This is a genomic window from Flavobacterium sp. AC105 (assembly GCF_979258495.1).
The window spans coordinates 120,764-138,176 of record NZ_OZ409860.1 but is presented as its reverse complement, the minus strand read 5'-3'; the positions used below and the strand labels follow the sequence as shown (position 1 = coordinate 138,176).

General features: G+C 33.9%; 13 protein-coding genes. 4 read left to right on the top strand and 9 right to left on the bottom strand.

The features are described 5' to 3' along the window. The first annotated feature begins 198 nt into the window (after positions 1 to 198). Complete coding sequence (locus ACZ0AH_RS00670; RefSeq protein WP_463473975.1) at positions 199 to 1,161, top strand: HU domain-containing protein; 963 nt, start codon at positions 199 to 201, stop codon at positions 1,159 to 1,161. A 52-nt stretch (positions 1,162 to 1,213) separates the two neighbouring features. On the opposite strand, the gene ACZ0AH_RS00665 is transcribed toward ACZ0AH_RS00670, so the two are convergent. Continuing rightward, complete coding sequence (locus ACZ0AH_RS00665) at positions 1,214 to 1,975, bottom strand: hypothetical protein (RefSeq protein WP_463473974.1); 762 nt, start codon at positions 1,973 to 1,975, stop codon at positions 1,214 to 1,216. A gap of 220 nt (positions 1,976 to 2,195) precedes the next feature. Here ACZ0AH_RS00665 and ACZ0AH_RS00660 point away from each other — a divergent pair, with 220 nt between their 5' ends. Further along, on the top strand, positions 2,196 to 2,636 hold the full coding sequence (locus tag ACZ0AH_RS00660) for a hypothetical protein (protein ID WP_463473973.1): 441 nt from the start codon (positions 2,196 to 2,198) through the stop codon (positions 2,634 to 2,636). Between the two features lie 37 nt (positions 2,637 to 2,673). On the opposite strand, the gene ACZ0AH_RS00655 is transcribed toward ACZ0AH_RS00660, so the two are convergent. From ACZ0AH_RS00655 to ACZ0AH_RS00620, 8 genes are all read right to left on the bottom strand, one after another. Further along, positions 2,674 to 3,432 carry a hypothetical protein gene (locus ACZ0AH_RS00655; protein ID WP_463473972.1) on the bottom strand — a complete coding sequence of 253 codons (759 nt, stop codon included), beginning with the start codon at positions 3,430 to 3,432 and terminating at the stop codon, positions 2,674 to 2,676. Positions 3,433 to 3,517: 85 nt separating this feature from the next. Continuing rightward, positions 3,518 to 5,797 carry a helix-turn-helix domain-containing protein gene (locus ACZ0AH_RS00650; RefSeq protein ID WP_463473971.1) on the bottom strand — a complete coding sequence of 760 codons (2,280 nt, stop codon included), beginning with the start codon at positions 5,795 to 5,797 and terminating at the stop codon, positions 3,518 to 3,520. 97 nt (positions 5,798 to 5,894) lie between these two features. Beyond that, positions 5,895 to 6,476 carry an OmpH/Skp family outer membrane protein gene (locus tag ACZ0AH_RS00645; protein WP_463473970.1) on the bottom strand — a complete coding sequence of 194 codons (582 nt, stop codon included), beginning with the start codon at positions 6,474 to 6,476 and terminating at the stop codon, positions 5,895 to 5,897. 247 nt (positions 6,477 to 6,723) lie between these two features. Beyond that, positions 6,724 to 7,572: a class I SAM-dependent methyltransferase gene (locus ACZ0AH_RS00640; RefSeq protein ID WP_463473969.1), complete on the bottom strand. Its 849-nt coding sequence runs from the start codon at positions 7,570 to 7,572 to the stop codon at positions 6,724 to 6,726. 93 nt (positions 7,573 to 7,665) lie between these two features. Beyond that, positions 7,666 to 8,130 carry a hypothetical protein gene (locus ACZ0AH_RS00635; protein WP_463473968.1) on the bottom strand — a complete coding sequence of 155 codons (465 nt, stop codon included), beginning with the start codon at positions 8,128 to 8,130 and terminating at the stop codon, positions 7,666 to 7,668. Between the two features lie 368 nt (positions 8,131 to 8,498). Continuing rightward, the gene (mnmG, locus tag ACZ0AH_RS00630; RefSeq protein WP_463473967.1) at positions 8,499 to 10,370 is read right to left on the bottom strand and encodes a tRNA uridine-5-carboxymethylaminomethyl(34) synthesis enzyme MnmG; all 1,872 of its coding nucleotides are present in this window, start codon (positions 10,368 to 10,370) and stop codon (positions 8,499 to 8,501) included. Positions 10,371 to 10,706: 336 nt separating this feature from the next. Beyond that, entirely contained in the window at positions 10,707 to 11,126 is a 420-nt protein-coding gene (ybeY, locus tag ACZ0AH_RS00625; protein ID WP_463473966.1) for an rRNA maturation RNase YbeY, read from the bottom strand. Continuing rightward, positions 11,123 to 14,518, bottom strand: a complete 3,396-nt coding sequence (locus ACZ0AH_RS00620; RefSeq protein ID WP_463473965.1) for a coiled-coil domain-containing protein — start codon at positions 14,516 to 14,518, stop codon at positions 11,123 to 11,125. The genes ybeY and ACZ0AH_RS00620 overlap by 4 nt, the downstream gene beginning before the upstream one ends. Before the next feature lie 164 nt (positions 14,519 to 14,682). Between ACZ0AH_RS00620 and gltX the strand changes: the two genes are divergently transcribed. Further along, positions 14,683 to 16,188 carry a glutamate--tRNA ligase gene (gltX, locus tag ACZ0AH_RS00615; protein WP_463473964.1) on the top strand — a complete coding sequence of 502 codons (1,506 nt, stop codon included), beginning with the start codon at positions 14,683 to 14,685 and terminating at the stop codon, positions 16,186 to 16,188. A 223-nt stretch (positions 16,189 to 16,411) separates the two neighbouring features. Then, positions 16,412 to 17,392, top strand: a complete 981-nt coding sequence (locus ACZ0AH_RS00610) for an SPFH domain-containing protein (protein WP_463473963.1) — start codon at positions 16,412 to 16,414, stop codon at positions 17,390 to 17,392. Positions 17,393 to 17,413 lie beyond the last annotated feature (21 nt).

Below are 17,413 nucleotides of genomic sequence, written 5' to 3'. Positions count from 1 at the left end.
TGAATTAATAATGCAAATATGGTTAAAATAAAGTAATTTCTTAATAAAAAGAGTAATTTACGTACTGCTCAATTTTATAAAACTAATAACATCACAAATAAAATACTGAAAACTAATTATATAAATAAAAAACAGAATTGTTAATAAAAATTGTGAATAAAATTTTGATAACTATATGCATTACCTAACTTTGCTAATATGAAAATCGAAACTTACATCGCGCAGTTATTGTATCGTTATCAGTGTATAACGGTTCCAGGGTTTGGAGCATTTTTGACCGAAATTCATTCGGCGCAGCTTAATGAAAGCACAAATTCGTTTTTTCCGCCAAAGAAAACGGTAGCATTTAATAGTCTCTTGAAAAACAATGACGGACTATTGGCAAATCATATTGCTCAGTCAGAAAAAACGTCTTACGGTTTTGCCGTGAGTGCTATTGCTTTTGAGGTTTTAGCATGGAAAAAGACATTAGAAGATACTGGTTTTTTATCGTTGAAAAACATCGGAGAAATTCGTGTAAATACAGATAATAAATGGGTTTTTACTCCAAACGATCAGAGCAATTATTTGCCGGCTTCTTTTGGTTTGAGTCCGTTTATTTCTCCAATTGTAAAGAGAGAAATGTTCGAGAAAAAAATCGAAGAAATCTCAGAAAGAGAAACTGTAAAACTATATGAAACCGAGGAAGAAGAAGAAAAATCTTCACGACCATATTTAAGATACGCTGCAATTTTAATATTGGCAATTGGCGTAACCGGAAGTATTGGATATCCTTTGTACCAAAATCAAATTGCAACCAAAACGCTTATTGTTGAAGGTGAAGTTCAGAAAAAGGTACAAAACAAGATACAAGAAGCAACGTTTTTTATTCAAAATCCACTTCCTGCCGTAACACTTACCGTAGATTCTGCAAAAGTAGATGTTGTTGAAGAAGTAAAAACTATGCCTTATCACATTATGGCAGGTGCTTTTAGAAGCGAGCAAAACGCTAAAAAAGCATATGACCAATTGATAAAAGATGGTTATACGAATGCCAGAATGCTTGGTGAAGACAAACACCATTTATTCCCGGTTTTGTACGGAAGTTATGCTACAATGGCTGAAGCCGAACAAGCACAAAAAGAGATCAAAAAGGAGAAAATCCAGATGCCTGGATTTTAGTACAACCGTTATAAAACTTAAAAATCCTGTTTCATGTGAAACAGGATTTTTTTTATTTGGCTATTATTTTTGCGTTTTGAGAAAGGATTACTTTGCTGCCCTGATAGATTGTTAGTTTCGCCGGAGGCGATTTTTTTTCGCCCAAAACTATGATCGCGCATTCATAAACAAAATTTCCTTTTTTGAATTCATATTGATGATTTCCTCCGTTTCCTTCTACAACCAGATTTCCTCTATAAATCACTAAATCAGGCTTTTCAGTCATTTCTTTATTGATACCCCAGGAAACATATCGGTAATTATCATTTCCTAAATTGTCAATTCTAATTTTGAATTTTGACGTTTCCAAAATACAAATTGGTTTTTGAAAGAAAGCGATACTTGGATCCAGTGTTTTTTTCTGAGATTCTATCAGCGAATTTTTAAGGTCTTTTTCGGCGTTTGATTGGTAATTAACAGCCGTTAAACGTCCGTCAATATCCATCCAAATGTTTCCCTGATCCAGCATTATTCCACGCCAGCCCATATCAGACCAATCTTTTGCCGGATTCGATTTTGTTATTTCATCTTTTAAAGCCGAATCGAAAATCTCGGAATATCGCTTTACAAAATCTGCTTTATTAGCAATGTCAGGTATTGGATATTCTCTTTTTAGCGGATATGCAACGAAGTCTGCAAGCGCTTCTTTGTTGTCATTTTTTACATTGTCAATAAACCTTTTAACGAATATTTGATGTTCTGTGCTTAAATCCTGAGCAGAAACAAGACCGCTGCAAAAAATCAATAATAATAAAAATACATGCCTTATTTTCATATTAAACTGTTTTAATTAATTATCAATCTGATAATTGCATTTAAATATAAAAGTAACCAATTTATACTTTCGTTAGACATTTTGATTTATTTCATGTAAATCGAACGTTCTTTTTGAGCAGATTTTTTTGGCTTATTTTATCTTTAAAAAAGCTTTATTCGGTTATATACGGATAGTTCAGCCACTATTTTTGCCCATATTCAATAACAAAAATAAAATCATGAATTATACATTAAAATTGGTCCTGGCATTCTTTCTTTTTATTTCATCTCAGCAATTTTATGCTCAGGAAATTATCACAAGTACTAAAGCTCAGGAAGCTGCAGCTAAAAAAGCACAACAAGAAGCTAAAAAATCATCTGATGAAACCCATAGAAAACTAGATGACGAACAAGCGAGAATAAAAAAGGAGCAAAAGCAAGTAGAAAAACATCAAAAAGACCTTAAAAATTCTGAAAAAGATCTGGCCAACAGCAAAAAGAAAATTGCTAAATTAGAATCCGATAATCAAAAGATTAATTCAAAATTAGGTTCACTTTCTGATGAAGAATCACAAAAGCAACAAGTAAAACTTAAAAAGAACGAACTTGAAATTCAGAAGCTTAAAGTAAAACAAATCGATCAGCAAAAGACTTTAGACAAAGTACAAGCGCAGATATAAACTAAAAATCCTGTTCGTCGAGGCGAACAGGATTTTTTTATTTGGTAACTATTTTTGCATTCTGAGAAAGTATTTCTTTACCTTTTTGATAAATCGTTAATGTCGCAGGCGGCGAACTATCTTCACCCATAACTATGATATAACATTCATACAGAAATTCTCCTTTTTTAAAATCGTAATGACTATTTCTTCCGCTTCCATCTGCAACCCATTTTCCGTTAGTAATCACTAAATCAGGTTCCTCGCTCATTGTTTTTTTAATTGACCACGAAGCATATCTGAAATTATCCTTGCCTAAATCATCAATTCTGATTCTGAATTTTGAGGTTTCCAAAATACAAACCGGAGCTTGAAATTTTGCAATTGAAGGATGAAGTTTGCTTTTTTGAGAAGCTATTAGTTTATTTTTCAGATCGGTTTCTGCTTTAGATTGATAATTGATGGCGATAATTTTACCAGTAGTATCAATCCATAAAGTGCCGCTATTTAGCATTATACCGCGCCAGCCTACTTCAGACCAATCTTTTGCAGGATTGGATTTAATGATTTCATTTTTCAGCGTGGCATCAAAAATCTGATCGTATTTTTTTATAAAATCTGCTTTGTTTTTTACCGTTGGAATCGGGTATTCCCTTTTAAGCGGAAAAGAAATAAAAGCCGCCACTCCTGCTTTGTTATTGCTTTTTACATTGACAATAAAACTTTTAATAAACTTTTGATATTCAGGTTTCAAGTCCTGCCCTACGGCGCTATGAACCGAAAAAATTACGAATGCAATGTATATTAGTTTTTTCATGTTTCCTATTTTACATAATGTTTTTATAGTTGATTTCCCAAATTTGAGGTTTCAAATTCCATACCCTAAATTACAAAATCTAAAATTAGTTTATGCTGGCTTTAAACATTTTAAGTTCATCCCAGGTAAATTCATCACCGTGTTTTTCTTTCAGTCCGTTTAGGGATTCTTCCTGATAGAACTGAAATGCCTCACGCAACGCCAGGATTTTATCATATGGCAACACGTCTGAGATTTCGACTTTCTTCGCCTGAATTAATTTAATTAAATGCGTTTCCACAGTCTGAACCGTAAGCTTTCTCATTCTCGCGATATCTTCAATAGAATTTTTTTCCAGCCATAAATCATGCGTTTCTTCTATGGTTGTTTTCTTAGCAGTTTTTGGCTCATTTTTATCCAGTTTTCTGGCTGTATAACGCACCACCGGTTCTTCTGTTTTGAAAATATCGGTATTCGACATATTGAATTCCTCCCGAATCTTCGCAATCTTGTCTAATTTGAAGTTTTTAATCGCTGTAGACGTTAATTTTTCTTTGGATATACTTTCGCCCGCAACTACGATTTCGATCAATAATTTGGCCTTCATTAATCGTAAAACGGCTTTGGTTTGCAGGTCATCTAAAAGTGCCAATTCTTCATAAAATTCTTTGACTTTTTTAAATTTCTGAATTTCAGCCATTTTCTGCAAAAGGTCAGTTACCAGCTTATCCATCGGTTTAAAGAAATAATCGTACGCCGCCACTACTCTTTCCTGCACAAAAATTAAATCGACAGTTTCTTTATTGAAAATTTTATTGAGCTGATGAACGAATTTTTGCGACGGATCTGTAAGCGCGTCGATGGTTTCTAAACGTTTGTGCGCCCAGGTTGAATGTTTAGCTTTTTCAGAATTAACAGCATTTTCGTTGTAACTGAATCTGTGATTGCGCCATTCCTGAGCCAAATCTGTCCAATTAAAACTGTTAATCAAATAGTTATGAATAAAATTCTTGGTTTCAAAATGCAACGAGTTTTTCAGAATTTCTTCGGTTGCTTTATTCAAAGCATAATCCATTACATCCTGATCGTTCGAAACACCATTCATTTGCAGCGGAGAAAGCAAAATAAGCCCATTTAAAGACGTTAAACGTGATAATGCGACATACGCCTGCCCTGGCAAAAAAACTTGCGATACATCGAGCGCAGCTTTCTCAAAAGTTAAACCCTGGCTTTTATGCACGGTTATTGCCCATGCTAATTTTAGCGGATAATGCGCAAATGTGCCCAAAACTTCTTCTTCGACTTCTTTTGTGAGGTCGTTTACTTTGTACCGAATGTTTTTCCATTCGTATTTCTCAACTTCAATGGTTTTGTTCTCTTCCGGAAAATGAATGAAAATTTCTTCGGGCGAAAGTGATTTTACAACGCCCATTTTTCCGTTGAAATAGCGTTTTTCAAAAGAAGCATCGTTTTTAACAAACATAACCTGAGCACCAACTTTAAGTTTTAAGTTTTCTTCTACAGGAAATATTTTTTCCGGAAAATCACCTACAATAAAAGGCTGATAGGCATATTCATTTCCGGCTAAATCGCCAATTGCCTGTTCGTTAATCGAATCGGCTTTGGCATTATGTGTTGTCAGTGTGATATATCCCGGATTCATTTTTAAGTCGAAATCCGGCTTCACATATTGGTTTAAAACCTGAATGTCCTGAGGCGTAATCTGATTATTTCGAAGATTATTCAAAACCGAAATAAAAGCATCATCCGTTTGACGGTAAATCTTTGATAATTCGATATATAAAGGCGGATTCTGCTGAATAACATGCGAATGAAAAAAGAATTTTCCTTTGTAATAATTACGCAAAGTTCGCCATTCTTCGTCTCTGATTACGGGCGGAAGCTGCAATAAATCGCCAATAAAGAGTACCTGAACACCGCCAAAGGCTTTCGAATTTCTGCGAACTGTCTGCATCATAAAATCAATTGCATCCAGCAAATCAGCGCGAAGCATACTGACTTCGTCAATGATCAGCAATTCCATGTTTTTGATTACATTTCGCTTGACATTATTCATTTTAAAATGCCTGCGCAAGGTTTCTTTATTCTCAAATTTAACCGTTTCAGTAAACTGAGAAGCTTCGTCATAAGTGGGAATAAAAGCTGAAAAAGGCAGTTGAAACATCGAATGGATCGTAACTCCGCCGGCGTTTAAGGCCGCGATTCCCGTTGGTGCAACCACTACTGTGCTTTTGTGGGTTGTTGCAATAATTTCGCGTAAAAGCGTCGTTTTCCCTGTTCCTGCTTTACCGGTCAGAAAGATAGATTTTTGCGTTTGATTGATGAATTGTAAGGTGTAAGCCGCAGCTTCTGTAACGTTTTGCATTGCTATGTATTGAAAACTAAAAGTATCGCATTTTTATAAAAGAAAAAACCTAAATCTTGAAGATTTAGGTTTTTAAATTTAGTTAGTTAGTCTGGTATTATTTTTTAGCTTCTTCACCTTCTTTAGCAGCAGGTTTAGCATCGGCTTTAGGAGCATCTTTGTATTTATCGTTCAAAGCTTTAATGATATCTTTTGTAATATCATATTTCTCTTCAGCGTATAAAATTGAAGCTGCATCACCTGTACCGTAGATATAAGAATAACCGTTTTTCTTACCGTATTCTTTAATGAATTTTTTAACTCCGCTTACTAAAGAATCCATTTCAACACCACTTTCTTGCTGCAATTGTTGAGACAAAGCTTGTTGAGCATAACCCAATTGTTGTTCTCTTTTTTGTAACTCAGCTCCTCTTTGTTGAGCCCAAGCCTGACCGTTTGCTTGTGCCTGGCTTTGAAAACTAGCAGCGTCTTGTTTAAAACGTGTAATCTCAGCTTGTAGTTGTCTTCCTTTTTCTTCTGCCTGAGATTTGTATTTTGCCTCAAGGTCTTTTGCTTCAGTGTACTCTTTCATTAAAACTGAAGTATCTACGTAAGCTGTTTTTACTTCCTTAACTTCTGCAGTTTTATTACATGAAACGGCGAAAATTGAAAGTGCGATAATTACTAATGCTTTTTTCATTTTTTGAATTTCTATTTTTTTTATTGTATTGAAGACAAAAATATAAAAAAATAAATAGCATCAACATAAAGTTTAAAAAATGCTGGAATTTTATCATATTGTTTTTATTTATCGAAAGAAAAATGTCAATAATTCAACGCTATCAAAAGTGACTTTCATAGCTTTTATTAGAAACATTATCTCAAAAAAGACATATTTCGCCCCCAACAAGGTAAAAAAGACACAGGAAACGCGCTTATTTTGCGTTTTAGCGGTTTTTCAGGACATAAATGTGCGATGAATACTCTTTTGTACTGTTTGCTTTTAAATTTGATTTTAAACCAACAAAAAAAGCACTGATATAATTCATTTTTCCGGTTTTGTATTTTTCAGATAAAAGACTCACATAAAAAGAATCGAATTTCATCGGAAGCACTTTTTCCAACTTCATGTCTACTTTTTCAAAAAGCGATTGAATGGCTTTTTTGGAGAAATGCCAAAAATGAATGGGCACATCAAAAGCGGCCCAAAATTCTTTGTAATGATTTGCGTCGTACGATTTAAAATTTGGAACCGCAACAATTAATGTTCCAGTTGGTTTTAGCAAGCGCTTCAATTCCTGGATTTGCAATTCTAAATTTGGAACGTGTTCTAAAACGTGCCACATGGTAATGACGTCAAAAGAATTATTTTCGAGATCACTAATTTCGTTCACAAAAGAAATTCCTTTTTGAATCGCAATATTTTTTGCCCGCTCGCTTGGTTCTACTCCAACCGTTTTCCAACCGTCATTTTTTGCCGTCAATAAAAAATCTCCGGTTCCGGCACCAATATCCAAAATTCTCCCTTTTTGAGATTGTTCGGCGTTGATTAAATTTAATTTATTTTTCAGCGCAATATTTTTCACAAAGTGATATGCTTTTTCAAATAACGAACGTTTGTTGTCTGTGTGCGAAATATAATCTTCGCTTTCGTAATATCGACCCAAATTTTCCAAATCAGGTTGCGGAGATGTGATCAACATATCTAAAGTTTCGTCGTGATACAATTCGAAAATTTCTTTAGATACAGAATGGTCTTTTACAGTAAGAAAATGTTTTTTGTTTAAAACGTCCATTTTTTAATTATAGGGATTTTGGTTTAATTTCATAGCAAACCCTAAAAGCGAAATTTTACTTTTAGGCTTATTGTTTTTATATTTAAATTTTCTTTAGCGTTTCCAATTTATTTTTACTGCCGACATTTTTTCATTTTCTAATCTTGTTTCTGCCAAAATTGTAAAACCGTTTTTCAAATAAAATGTCATTGGAGATTTATATATTTCATTATTTTGCTTCACTTCATTTTCATGATCTGTAACCCAACCATTCAAAATAGTATTATTCTTTTTTAACTCACTTATCAAAAGAGAGCCATTCCCTTTTCCCTGAATTTGGCTATCCAAAATTATAGCAAACCAATTTTCATCTTCTCTTAAAAAAGTAAACGCCCAACCATTAATTTTATTTGAATCATCAAACAGTAAATAATGTTTTGTGTTTGCAATTCCGTTCAAGTATGATTCAAAATCTTCGATCGTTTTCAAATGTAATCTTGACGGATATTCGTTATTCCAAAGTTCACGTAAAACTTTTTTTTCTTCAGATGATAGAATTTCTTTTTGAATGATTTTCATTGTACCGAAATTTTAGTTTCTACAGTTTTTTTGTCATTCCGAGGAACGAGGAACTTCGTAAGAAACTCCACAATCAAAGAACCAATCTTTATCGATCTTGCAACGGAGATTCCTCGTTCCTCGGAATGACAAACTATATCAAAATTAGTTTCACGTGGAACATAAAACAATTTTAGATTTTAGATTAATGATTTTAGATTTTCTTAAAGCAAAACCAAATAACCTAAATAGTTTTACGCAGAATAAAACTAATCATAGATTTTTCAATAAAAAATAAATAAACAGCAAATAGTTTCACGTGGAACAATTCAAATAAAACTAAATTTTTTATTACAACAAAAAAAACTAAAATCAGAAATCTAAAATTTCTATCTTCCCATATAAATCAACAAAACCGAAATATCACTTGGTGACACTCCGCTTATTCTTGAAGCCTGAGAAATGGTTACAGGACGAATCTTGCTCAATTTTTGTTTTGCTTCAATCGACATTGATTTAATTTTATTGTAGTCGAAATTCTCCGGAATTTTCACTTCTTCTAAACGAGTTAGCTTATCAGCGTTGTTTCTTTCCTTTTCTATATAACCAGAATATTTGACCTGGATTTCGGCTTGTTCCAAAATTTCCTGATCAACATCATTGGATTCTATATATTCCTTTACTTTTTCAAATTTCATCATATCCTCCAAATCAATTTGCGGACGAGAAAATACTTTGAACATTTTATCGCCTTGCGTAATTGGAGCAGTTTCTTTCGATTCTAAAATAGGATTTGTTTCTGCGACAGTAACGCTTGTTTCTTTAAAGAAAGCAACCATCTTTTCAGACTCGTTCAATTTCTTTTCCATTCGGCGTAAACGCGCTTCAGAAGCCAGACCAATTTCATGCGACATTGGCGTTAATCTAAAATCGGCATTATCCTGACGCAACAAAGTTCTATACTCTGCTCTTGATGTAAACATGCGATAAGGTTCTTCCGTTCCTTTCGTAATCAAGTCATCGATTAAAACTCCAATATAAGCTTCGTCACGTTTTAGAATTAATGGCGCTTTTTCGTGTACTTTTAAATGCGCATTTATTCCGGCCATCAAACCTTGCGAAGCTGCTTCTTCATAACCTGTTGTTCCGTTTATTTGTCCGGCAAAATATAAACCTTCAACAAGCTTTGTTTCCAAAGTATGTTTCAATTGCGTTGGCGGGAAATAATCATATTCGATCGCGTAACCCGGACGAAAGAATTTCACTTTCTCAAAACCGGCAACTGAACTCAAAGCTTTAAATTGAATATCCTCAGGAAGCGAAGTTGAAAAACCGTTTACATAAACTTCACAAGTATTCCATCCTTCCGGCTCAACAAATAATTGATGACGTTCTTTATCAGCAAAACGATTAATCTTATCTTCTATCGATGGACAATATCTTGGCCCGAGACTTTTAATTCTTCCGTTGAACATTGGCGAACGATCAAAACCTTCTCTCAAAATATCATGAACATCCAATGACGTATATGTCATGTGACATGATCTTTGATGCGTTAAAGGAGTTGTCAAATCCGAATAAGAAAACTTATCCGGTTTCGCATCTCCTTTTTCTTCGTTCATTTTAGAATAATCCAAAGAACGTCCATCAACACGTGGCGGCGTTCCTGTTTTCATTCTTCCGGATTCAAAACCTACTTTCACCAAATCTTCGGTAATTCCGGTTGCAGCACTTTCGCCTGCTCTTCCTCCTCCGAATTGTTTTTCTCCAATATGAATCAAACCATTCAAAAAAGTTCCGTTTGTCAATACAACAGATTTAGATCGAATCTCTACTCCCAACGAAGTTCTGATTCCTTTTATTTTTCCGTCTTCGATAATCAAACCTTTTACCATCTCCTGATAGAAATCCAAATTTGGAGTTCCCTCCAACATCATTCTCCATTCTTCAGCAAAACGCATTCGATCACTTTGAACTCTTGGCGACCACATAGCTGGTCCTTTTGATTTGTTCAACATCTTGAATTGAATTGCAGTTCGATCAGAAACAATTCCTGAGTATCCACCAAGCGCATCAATTTCGCGCACGATCTGTCCTTTTGCAATTCCTCCCATCGCTGGGTTGCAAGACATCTGTGCAATGTTCTGCAGACTCATTGTAACCAATAAAGTTTTTGAACCTAAATTTGCGGCCGCTGCCGCGGCTTCAGATCCAGCATGACCTGCACCAACAACTATAACATCGTATTCTTCTAAAAACATTTTATTTTTTATTCTCTGGGAAACCGTTTAAGTCGGTTCTCAGAATTAAATTCTTTATTCTTTTGTTCCACGTGGAACTGTGAAAAATGTTTCAAGTTTCAGGTTCTCACTTTATGAAAAGTTCCACATGGAACATCTATTAAATCCTCTCTAAAACTTAAAATCAAAACTTAAATATTAGACGTTCCACGTGGAACGCTCTAAATAAAATTATCAACATAAAGTATGTTTCACGTGGAACGTTTTAAAATCATTTATTGTAAAACTAAGCATGTTTCACGTGGAACATTTAGTTTGCTTTATTAACTTGAAACAAAAAATCTGAAACAAATTACACTACTGTTCCACGTGAAACATCGCAATCTTTTCATCTTCTTTAGAACGCATTAACTTAGCGTCTTCATCAGTCTTGTCTTTGTATCCACAGTAATGTAATATACCGTGAGCTAAAACGCGCTTCAATTCATCTTCAAAAGAAACATTAAAATCCTTTGCATTGTCTTCTACTCTTTCTACAGAAACAAAAATATCTCCGTTTAATTCGTTTCCAACAGTGTAATCAAAACTGATAATATCAGTTAATGTATCGTGATTTAGATATTCTACATTTATCTTATGAAGATATTCATCATCGCAGAATATGTAATTTATCTCTCCTTCGTTTTTATTTTCAGAAACGATTACAGCACTCAACCAATCAGTAAAGGCTTGTTCGTTATCTAAAGTAAATTCGGTTTCGTAATTAAAGTCGATCATTTTGTATTAAAATATTCTTGAACCTTTTGATTAAAATTCGAGCGCAAAGGTAGTGATTGTCTGTTTAAAATCTCTACACTGTTTAAATATTCCAAAAGTGAACTTGGCAAAGCATTAGAACGATTTGTAAATTCTGTCTTATTTGTTTCAGATTGACGCTTCGTATCCTGACCTTGTTGCTGAACTGCATTATTCAATTTTAATAATTCTTGTTGTATATTTAAGATGCGTTGCAAGTTCTCATTCTTAAAACCTTTATTTAAAAGTTGCTTTTCCGAAGCTTTCATCTGATCGATTACAGATCTTCCTTGAGAATCTAATCCTTGTTTTGCTAATTCTTTTTGTAACGCTTCACGAAGTTTAACTTGCTCTTTATAGATTTCCATTATTGCTTCAGCATCTCCTTCGCCGTCATTGCCTTCTTTTCCATCCTTCCCTTTTTCACCAGATTGATTTCCTTGACCATCTTTTCCTTGTCCATTTTTACCCTGGCCTTCTTTTCCTTTTCCGTCTTTTCCCTGACCTTCTTTTCCATCCTTCCCTTCGCCACTTTTACCATTTTGCCCTTGACCGGGTTTGTCTCCTTCTTTCGTTCCGTCACGCATTTTATCAGCCAGCCCTTTTTGTTTTTGAATGATATCCGGTAATTGCATTCCTTGCCCATCTCCTGGTTTTGGTTTTCCAGATCCGGGTTTAGACATAGACATTTGCATATTGTTTAAAAGGTCACTTAAAAAGTCAGCTAATTTATTTGCTGATGAAACAGCATATTGTTGATGCGAAACTCCTTTTGGAACCTGAACATCTGTCAAAGTTTCAATTGCTTTGTCTATATTATATTGTACATTTCCAATTTCTTTGGTTACATCCTCGGCAACTTTTGGATTACGAAGTGACAATGCAAACAAACTATCATCTACATATTTAAACTGTTGTTTTAAGTTTTGCTGAATTTTGATATTTCTTGTATAAGCAGAAGAACCTAATTTCATCGATTTAAATTGTTTCATCACATCTTCCTGAGATAAAGAATATGCTAAAAGATTATCCAGAATCTGACGAAGCATTACAACATCTTCTTCTAACTGTTCCTGATCTCCGCCTTCCATACCGGAGTCCATTTCCTGCGACATACTTTTCATTTTTTTAGCCGCACTTTTTTGTTTTGGCTTAGCCGAAGAAGTGTTCTTTTTACCTAACTCTTCAGAAGCTTTTTGCAAATCGTTATCTAAATCTTTTTCTTTTGAAGCATCAGAAGGAATATCCAAAGGAGATTTTAAAGTCTTATTTTCCTCTTTTAAATCTTTCAGATCTTCCTGAATTTTATCAAAAGCTTTATTGATTTCATCTTGCTTTTCTTTTGTATTCTCTTTTTCTTTATTAGAAAGCTGTTCTTGTTGTTCTGAAAGTTTATCTAATTTCTCAGCAACTTGTTCTGCCTTCTTTTCTACATAAAAACGTTTTGTAAGTTCAACTAATTGTTCTAAATTTCTAGATTGGTTTTTACTGATTTGTTTGAACTTTTCCATCTTATCAAACAACTCTTCACTTTGTAATTTATCGTTTAAGTTCTTCAATTCATCCATCAACTTCTGATTCTTTTCTAAATCCTTCTCGGCATTATCCAATCGCTTTTGCAAATCATCAGCTGTTTTATCTTTCTTTTCAGATTGAAACTTATCTAAATTCTTGTTCATCTTCTCAGCAAATTGTTTCATCAATTCGTCTTGTTGTTTCTGACGTTTGATAAAATCATTGATTTTCTGTTGGTCCTTAAACTCTAAATTTTCTTTTTCTTTTCCTGTATTTTTAATCTTATCCATTTCAGAAAATTGCTTTTCCTGATTCTTTAAAGATTTAGATAAACTGTTTATATTTTGATTTTGCTGCTGCAATTCTAAATCATGAACTTCATCAGTTGTCGAAACACGATCAGAAAAAACAGAAGACTTTGTGCTCTTAAAACCATGAGGCGCATCGTTATCAAAAACCTCAAAATAGTATTCATAAGATACTCCTTCTTCTACTGCCAAATTACTTGGAAAGCTAAAAACGAATTGATCAAAAACGGCTTGCTTTACAGGAATGGTTCCACGCTTGGCTGTGTTTGGTTTGTTATGCTCGTAGTACACTACTTGTAATTTTGATAAACCATAATCATCACCCAGTCTTCCCAGAACATAATTTTTATCCAACTTTAAACTATCCGGAGCTGGCGCAACATTGATTGTTGGGTTCTGATCTTTGATAACAGATAGCTGATAATCTAGTTTTTCGTAGTTTTTGACCTTATTATTAGAAGTAAGAATTTGATATTCTGTATTTTGACTGATATTTTTAGCCAATTTAAACTCATTTTCTACCTTATTGAACTTTAATGTGGCGTTTTCATCCTTCCAAACAATCTCCTGAGTCGACTGCGTATTCATTTTCCAGGTTACCAAAGTTCCTTCTGGTACGATTGCATTTCCAGTTCCCTGAATGGTTTCTGATTTCTTTTTTAGATAAGATGGAAAATTTAGTACCATTTCGAAGTTGGCAATTGATGGAACTGTGATCACTTTCAACTCATATTCTTCTGATGAAACAGAATTTCCTTCAAAAGAAAAGGCAACATTTGATACTGGTTTTTCAATCTTGAATTCAAACTTTCCGGGTTGAGAAGATTCCATAAAATAACTTTCGTTACCAATATGAATCATGACATTTTCCGGAACAACATTCCCAACAGATTCCATTTTGACAACAAAATCTTTATTTTGTTCTGTTTGCAAATTAGGATTTAAAACCACAAATTTGAAAGGTGCCGGAGGTAAAAACGTAGCATTAAAATGCACTACTCTATTTAAACTTTGAGAAATTATATTGCTGTTTCCTGAAATATAAAACACAGCAAAAAGCAAAATTGGTATAATTGCTAATGGCAAATACTTCTTATTAGTTTTAAAATTGATCGCATTTCCAAACGGAATTGGCTGCAATGAATTTGCTTTTTGTTCTATAGAAGCCAACATCAACTCTGAACTTTCTGCGGAATTCTCAGACGCCGACAATTGTAAAAAGTTCGTTAGTTTATCACTTACTTCTGTAAAATGATTTCCAATAATTTTGGAAGCCTGATTATAATCGATTCCTTTTTGAAGTTTGAACAACTTAAAAATCGGAAACAAAATAAATCGGAACAAAAGAAAAACTTCAACTCCTATAAATAGCCAAAACAAAAGGGTTCTTCCCAAAGGTTTTAACCAAAGAAAATATTCTATAAAAAGCGTAAACAGAAAATACAATAATCCAAAACCAATAAAAAGAAGTATTCCTTTTATCAATTCGTTCGTGTAATATTTCTTTATAAAAGCTTCTAACTTTTGATATATAGCAGATGTTGTTTTCAAAATAAAATCTCTTTTAATTATAACCCATAAAAGTAGTAATTATAAGTATAAGTTTGAAAGTCAAAAGTCGAAAGTCAAAAGTTATCATCCTGACGCAAAACCTTTCAGACTTTCGACTTTTGACTTTTGACGAATGTTGTATCTTTGCATCAAAATTTAAACAAATGTCAAAGCAAGTTCGTGTGCGTTTTGCACCAAGTCCAACAGGACCTTTACATATTGGCGGCGTTCGTACTGCCCTATTTAATTATTTATTTGCCAAAAAAAACAACGGTGTTTTTTATTTAAGAATTGAAGATACTGATCAGACCCGTTTTGTTCCCGGTGCCGAAGCTTATATAATGGAAGCACTGGAATGGTTAGGAATTGCTCCTGAAGAAACGGTTGGAAAGAATGAAAAATTTGGTCCGTACAGACAAAGTGATCGTAAGGAATTATACCAAACTTATGCTGATCAACTGATCAATTCTGGTTGGGCCTATTATGCTTTTGATACTCCGGAAGCGCTTGATGCTTTAAGAAAAGAACAAGAAGCTGAAGGAAAAACATTTATTTACAATCATACAATCCGCGAAAAGTTAGATACTTCTTTAGTACTTTCTACTGATGAAGTTGCTAAAAGAATTGCAAATGGAGAACATTATGTGATCCGTTTTAAAACTCCGGTTGATGAAACTTTACACTTAAAAGATATCATTCGTGGTGATGTAAAATTTGAAACCAGTTTACTTGACGATAAAGTTTTATTTAAAAGTGACGGAATGCCAACGTACCATTTAGCGAATATTGTTGATGATCATTTGATGGAAACTTCACATGTAATTCGTGGTGAAGAATGGTTGCCATCGATGCCGCTTCACGTTTTATTATATAGAGCTTTTGGTTGGGATGCTCCGGAATTTGCACATTTACCTTTAATTTTAAAACCAGTTGGAAACGGAAAATTATCTAAAAGAGATGGTGATAAATTAGGATTTCCTGTGTTTCCATTAGAATGGAAAACCGAAGAAGGCATTTCATCCGGTTACAGAGAGAAAGGATTTTTCCCGGAAGCAGTTATAAACTTCCTTGCTTTATTAGGTTGGAATGATGGAACTGACAAAGAATTATTTTCATTAGAAGAATTAGTAGAGTCTTTTGACTTGAACAGAGTTCATAAATCTGGTGCTAAATTTGATCCTGAGAAAAACAAATGGTTCAATCATCAATATTTAATCAAACAAAATGATGCCGATTTAGCGAAAAGCTTCTCTCCTATTTTAGAAGAAAAAGGCTTCTCGACTCCGCTTGAAGTGACAACGAAAATTGTTTCTTTGATTAAAGAAAGAGCTCATTTTGTTTCTGAATTTTGGGATTTGACTGATTTCTTTTTCCAGGCTCCAACATCATATGATGAAAAAGCAAGCAAAAACTGGAAGGAAGAAACACCGGCTTTAATGCAGGAATTGATTTCGACTCTTGAATATATTGATGGATTTGATTCAGCCAATATCGAAGCAATCGTAAAAGACTGGTTAACGAAAAATGAAATTGGAATGGGTAAAGTCATGCAGCCTTTCCGTCTAAGTTTGGTTGGAGCTCTTAAAGGCCCTCACCTATTTGACATTGTTGAAATCATCGGAAAAGAAGAAACTATTTCAAGAATTCAGAAAGCGATAGCTACTTTATAATCAAAATATTTTCACCATATAAGTTATATAAGTTCATAAAGCTTGGCTTAAATTTCTTAATCCCTTAATGGTTTAAAAAAAAGAAACATTAAGAATGTTTCAAAAAACAAAACGCTATGACACATTGATAAAATGTTCTTAGCGTTTTTTTTATGTTTTAAAAAATTTAAATTGGCAGAATATTCGTAATTTACGAGATCATAAAAACTAAATTAATATCACCATGGGTACAGCATTTATTATTCTAATAGTCCTCGGATTATTTATTTTACTGTCTTCGTTTTTTACCGTCAAGCAACAATCGTCGGTAATTATAGAAAGATTTGGGAAGTTTCACAGTGTTAGAAACTCAGGATTACAATTAAAAATTCCGTTGGTTGACAGATTGGCCGGACGTGTAAATCTAAAGATTCAACAGCTTGATGTTATCATCGAAACCAAAACCAAAGACAACGTTTTTATCAAAATGAAGGTTTCGGTTCAGTTTAAAGTGATTCAGGAAAAAGTGTATGATGCTTTTTATAAACTGGAATATCCACACGATCAGATTACGGCTTATGTGTTTGATGTCGTTCGTGCCGAAGTTCCTAAACTAAAATTAGATGATGTTTTTGAAAGAAAAGATGATATCGCCATTGCAGTAAAAAGAGAATTGAACGAAGCCATGACTACTTACGGATATGATATTATCAATACTTTGGTAACTGATATTGATCCGGACATTCAGGTAAAAAATGCGATGAACAGAATCAATGCTGCCGACAGAGAAAAAACGGCTGCCGAATTTGAAGCTGAGAGTTCAAGAATCAGAATTGTTGCAAAAGCAAAAGCTGAAGCAGAAAGTAAACGTTTACAAGGTCAAGGTATTGCAGATCAACGTCGTGAAATTGCAAGAGGTCTAGTAGAAAGTGTTGAAGTTTTGAACAATGTTGGAATCAATTCGCAAGAAGCTTCTGCCCTAATTGTGGTCACTCAACATTATGATACGCTTCAGGCAATTGGTGCCGATGCAAATTCGAACTTAATTTTGTTGCCAAATTCTCCGCAAGCCGGAAGTGATATGCTGAATAATATGGTTGCATCGTTTACAGCTTCTAACCAGGTTGGTGAAATGATGAAGAAGAACAATAAAAAAATCGTGAAACCAAAACCTGTTGAACCTCAATCAGGTTATGAAGACGATATTCAACCCGAAGTAAAATAATTTTATAAAATGAAAAAGAGG